Source organism: Pseudomonas sp. TJI-51, assembly GCF_000190455.2.
Lineage (GTDB): Bacteria > Pseudomonadota > Gammaproteobacteria > Pseudomonadales > Pseudomonadaceae > Aquipseudomonas > Aquipseudomonas juntendi.
Window position 1 is genome coordinate 1 of sequence record NZ_AEWE02000190.1, and the last position, 4,220, is coordinate 4,220.

Annotated in this window: 3 protein-coding genes; 1 reads left to right on the forward strand and 2 read right to left on the reverse strand. The window is 64.1% G+C overall.

Going from position 1 to position 4,220, the window contains the following annotated elements; all coding sequences use genetic code 11:
- Positions 1–195: 195 nt before the first annotated feature.
- Both prpF and G1E_RS26770 read right to left on the reverse strand, forming a co-directional pair.
- The gene (gene prpF, locus G1E_RS26765) at positions 196–1,386 is read right to left on the reverse strand and encodes a 2-methylaconitate cis-trans isomerase PrpF (RefSeq protein ID WP_047150285.1); all 1,191 of its coding nucleotides are present in this window, start codon (positions 1,384–1,386) and stop codon (positions 196–198) included.
- 155 nt (positions 1,387–1,541) lie between these two features.
- Positions 1,542–3,485: a cytochrome c/FTR1 family iron permease gene (locus G1E_RS26770; protein WP_033690283.1), complete on the reverse strand. Its 1,944-nt coding sequence runs from the start codon at positions 3,483–3,485 to the stop codon at positions 1,542–1,544.
- Between the two features lie 218 nt (positions 3,486–3,703).
- Here G1E_RS26770 and G1E_RS26775 point away from each other — a divergent pair, with 218 nt between their 5' ends.
- Positions 3,704–4,159: a transposase gene (locus G1E_RS26775; protein WP_009682188.1), complete on the forward strand. Its 456-nt coding sequence runs from the start codon at positions 3,704–3,706 to the stop codon at positions 4,157–4,159.
- Positions 4,160–4,220: the final 61 nt, after the last annotated feature.

Here is a 4,220-nt window from a genome sequence, read left to right on the forward strand (position 1 = left end):
CTACCCTTGCCAGAAACCATGGAATCTCCCACAGGGTGGCGCACCAGGGTTGTCAGGTGCTCGCCACTGCATCTTCAGCGCGTGTGACATCTTGTGGCAAACACCTGTCAGCCCTGGTGCGCTCCCTGTGGGAGCTGGCTTGCCAGCGATAGGGCCGCGCAGCGGCCCCGCTTGAGGCCGAGCGAAAGGGGTGGGTTAGAAGCTGTCGCCAGGCACGCGAACCCAGCCCTCCATCAGCACGCGAGCACTGCGGCTCATGATTGCCTTGGTCACTGTCCACTCGCCGTTTACCTGGCGGGCTTCGGCGCCGACCCGCAGCGTGCCCGAGGGATGGCCGAAACGCACGGCGCTGCGCTCGCCCCCGCCCGCCGCCAGGTTGACCAGCGTACCGGGAATGGCCGCCGCCGTACCGATCGCCACCGCCGCGGTGCCCATCATGGCATGGTGCAGTTTGCCCATCGACAAGGCCCGTACCAACAGGTCGATCTCGCTTGCCATTACCGCCTTGCCACTGGACGCCATGTAGGTGCTGGGTGGTGCGACGAAGGCCACTTTCGGTGTGTGCTGACGCCCGGCAGCCTGGTCGACATGGTCGATCAGGCCCATATGCACGGCGCCATGGGCACGGATGGCCTCGAAGCGCAGCAGCGCTTGCGGGTCACCGTTGATGGCGTCCTGCAACTCCGTGCCGGTGTAGCCGATATCGGCAGCATTGATGAAAATGGTCGGGATGCCGGCATTGATCAAGGTAGCCTTGAAGGTGCCGACACCCGGCACCTCAAGGTCGTCGACCAGGTTGCCGGTCGGGAACATGGCACCGCCGGCGCCGTCCTCGTCCGCAGCCGGGTCAAGGAACTCCAACTGCACTTCCGCTGCCGGGAACGTTACACCATCCAGCTCGAAGTCTCCGGTTTCCTGCACCTCGCCTTCAGTGACCGGCACGTGGGCAATGATGGTCTTGCCGATGTTCGCCTGCCAGATACGTACGGTGGCCACGCCGTTGCGTGGAATGCGCGCGCTGTCGACCAGGCCGCTACTGATGGCGAACGACCCGACCGCGGCAGAGAGGTTGCCGCAGTTGCCGCTCCAGTCGACAAAGGCCTTGTCGATGCTGACCTGGCCGAACAGGTAATCGACATCATGGCCCGGCTTGATGCTGGGCGACAGGATGACGGTCTTGCTGGTGCTGGAGGTCGCGCCGCCCATGCCGTCGATCTGCTTGCCGTAAGGGTCGGGGCTGCCGATGACCCGCAGCAATAGCGCGTCGCGGGCAGGGCCTGGGACCTGCGCCGGCTCGGGCAGGTCTTGCAGGCGGAAGAACACGCCTTTGCTGGTGCCACCACGGATGTAGGTGGCGGGTATTCTTGTTTGCGGTACGTGAGCCATTGCTTTGCTGTCCTGTCTGATGGGCATGAGACCCTCGGGATTGCTTTGCAGCCCATCGCCGGCAAGCCAGCTCCCACAGGGACCGTGCTGCCATCGAGATTGCGCGACTCCTGTGGGAGCTGGCTCGCCGGCGATGGGCCGCAACGCGGCCCCCTTCAGTTGGCGATTGCCCTGCGCTTCTCAGCCAAACGCGAGCGCCCGTACAGGAACACGATGGCCAGCAACGCCACCGCCTGCGCCGACAGCGAGTAGACGTCGGGATGAATCCCCAACCAGTCAAACTCGAAGAACGCTACCGGGCGCGTGCCCAGCACCCCGGCTTCTTGCAGCGCCTTCACGCCATGCCCGGCGAACACCACTGACAACGTGCACAGCAGTGCCGCATTGATGCTGAAGAACAGCGTCAGGGGCAGCTTGGCCGAACCGCGCAATATCACCCAAGCCAGGCCCACCAGCAGCACCAGCGCCGTGGCGCCGCCTGCCAGCACCGCCTGGTGCCCGGCAGGGCCCGCCTGCAGCCACAAGGTTTCATAGAACAGGATCACTTCGAACAACTCGCGGTACACCGAGAAGAACGCCAGCACCGCGAAGCCAAAGCGCCCGCCACCACTGACCAGGCTGTTCTTGATGTAGTCCGTCCACGCAGCGGCGTGGCGTCGGTCGTGCATCCATACCCCAAGCCACAGCACCATCACGGCCGCAAACAGCGCCGTGCAGCCCTCCAGCAACTCACGCTGGGCACCACCGACATCGATCACATAGGCGGCCAGCGCCCAGGTAGCGAAGCCGGCGACCAGCGCCAGGCCCCAGCCAATGTTGACACTGCGTACCGCTGACTGCTGGCCGGTGTTGCGCAGGAACGCCAGGATCGCCGCCAGCACCAGAATCGCCTCAAGGCCTTCACGCAACAGAATCAGCAGGCCTGAGACATAACTCAGCGACCAGCTCAGGCCGTCGCTACCCAGCAGCTTTGCCGCTTGCTCAAGCTTGACCTTGGCTTCGCCCAGGCGCTGCTCGACTTGGCCCACGGGCAGGCCATCCTGCAAGGATTGGCGGTAAGCCATCAGCGTCTTTTCAGTGGCCTTGCGCGCCTGGGTATCAATGTTGTCCAGCGAGCTTTCTACCAGCTCGAAGCCCTCAAGATAGGCCGCAACCGACAGGTCATAGGCCTGGTCGCGGTCGCCTGCGCGGTAAGCGGCCAGGCTTTTGTCGAGCGTACTGGCGGTGTATTCGAGCAATTGCGCAGGGCCACGCTTGACCTGCGGCGGCTGGGCACGCTGGGCGCGGAATGCTTCCACGGCCGCGGTACCTTCGTTGGCGGCGATTTCGGCTGGGGTCTGGCGGGCCAGGTCGGCGATGTTCCAGGTTTTGTCGCCTTTGCCGGCTTCTGGCTTGGCGGTGAAGCTGGCGATGTAGGCCGCCACGTCCCAGCGCTGGCGGTCGTCCAGCTGGTCGGCAAAGGACGGCATCTCGGTGCCGTCGATGCCCAGGGCAAGGGTGTTGTAGAGGTCGAACAGGCTCAACTGGTCAAGGCGGGCGACGTCGCGCAGGTTGGCCGGCGCGGGCTCCAGGCCGACGCCTGCCGGGCCATCGCCCGCGCCGCTTTCCCCGTGGCAGATGGCACAGTTTTGTGCGTACAGGGCAGCACCACGGGCCGGGTCCGGGGTGATTATCGGGGCTTGGCTCACCTCATAAGCCACCGCAAGGCGTGCGCCCAGTTGCCGGGCCTGCCTGGATACCGCTGGGCCGTCCAGACGCTGGTCGATGGCCTGGCGCAGCGCTTGCACGCCCTGCTCCAGTGCCGCGTGCTCGGCATTTGCAGGCAGGCCTTTGACCAGTTCGGCCAGTACCGCGCCGAACTCGCGCTGCTCGTCGTATTCGCCGCTGTCGACCACCTTGCCGTCACTCACGGTTGGCGGGTAGTCGGCACCAATGTAGTCAAGCAGGTGCAGGGCCTTGGTAGCTTCGGCGGGGGCTTCAGCCTGTGCCGCAGCGCTGCACAGCGCCAGCACCGTGCTGGGCAATAAAGCCGGCAGCCAGGCAAGCGGACGGGAACGGGTTTTCATGGCCAGTCTCGAAGGGAATGCGAAAGAGAACATTGTTCACTTCCACTTTGCTTCACTCAAGGGTGCTGGGCGGATTTCATGAAAAATCCTGGTACAAATAAGATCACGCGGGATGGCACGGTACCTGGGGGCTGGCTTGCCGGCGATGAAGGAGGCACCGATGCCACAGGAAACACCGGGTACCAAATGATTCACCGCGGGTAGGTCCTTACCCACTAGCCTGTTGAGCCACTATTCAAGAGGCAGGGAACATGGATCGTCCCCATTCAAAGCAGCTACGGCTTGGCCGGTTTTCGGAAACCCGTCGGTTGTATTTGCTTACCAGCACCACCCTGGCAAGAGCCCCAATCTTCAATGACTTTCGCTCAGCCCGCTTACTGGTGGCCGAGTTCCGCCAGGCTGAAGAGGAAGGTAGCGCCCGATCGCTTGCCTGGGTGGTGATGCCTGACCATTTCCACTGGTTGGTCGAGCTCGGGCCGGCCAGCCTGAAGCGGCTGATGCGCAGGGTGAAGTCCCGTAGCACCATGATGATCAACAGGCATCGAGGGCGAAGCGGCCAGCTCTGGCAGAAGGGGTTTCATGACCGGGCCGTGCGGCGTGAGGAGGATGTGCAGGATGTGGCACGGTATATCGTCATGAACCCCAAGCGGGCGGCTCTTGTTGCGAGGGCTGGGGATTATCCGCATTGGGATGCGATTTGGCTCTGACCAGATGTTGCCTGCGGGGGCCCTATCGCCGGCAAGCCCCGCAGGGATCGCCTTAGGGCTG

Excerpts from the sequence above, each read along its gene's own strand:
- prpF (WP_047150285.1), bottom strand. The coding sequence starts at position 1,386 with ATGGCTCACGTACCGCAAACAAGAATACCCGCCACCTACATCCGTGGT.
- G1E_RS26770 (WP_033690283.1), bottom strand. The coding sequence starts at position 3,485 with ATGTTCTCTTTCGCATTCCCTTCGAGACTGGCCATGAAAACCCGTTCC.
- G1E_RS26775 (WP_009682188.1), top strand. The coding sequence starts at position 3,704 with ATGGATCGTCCCCATTCAAAGCAGCTACGGCTTGGCCGGTTTTCGGAA.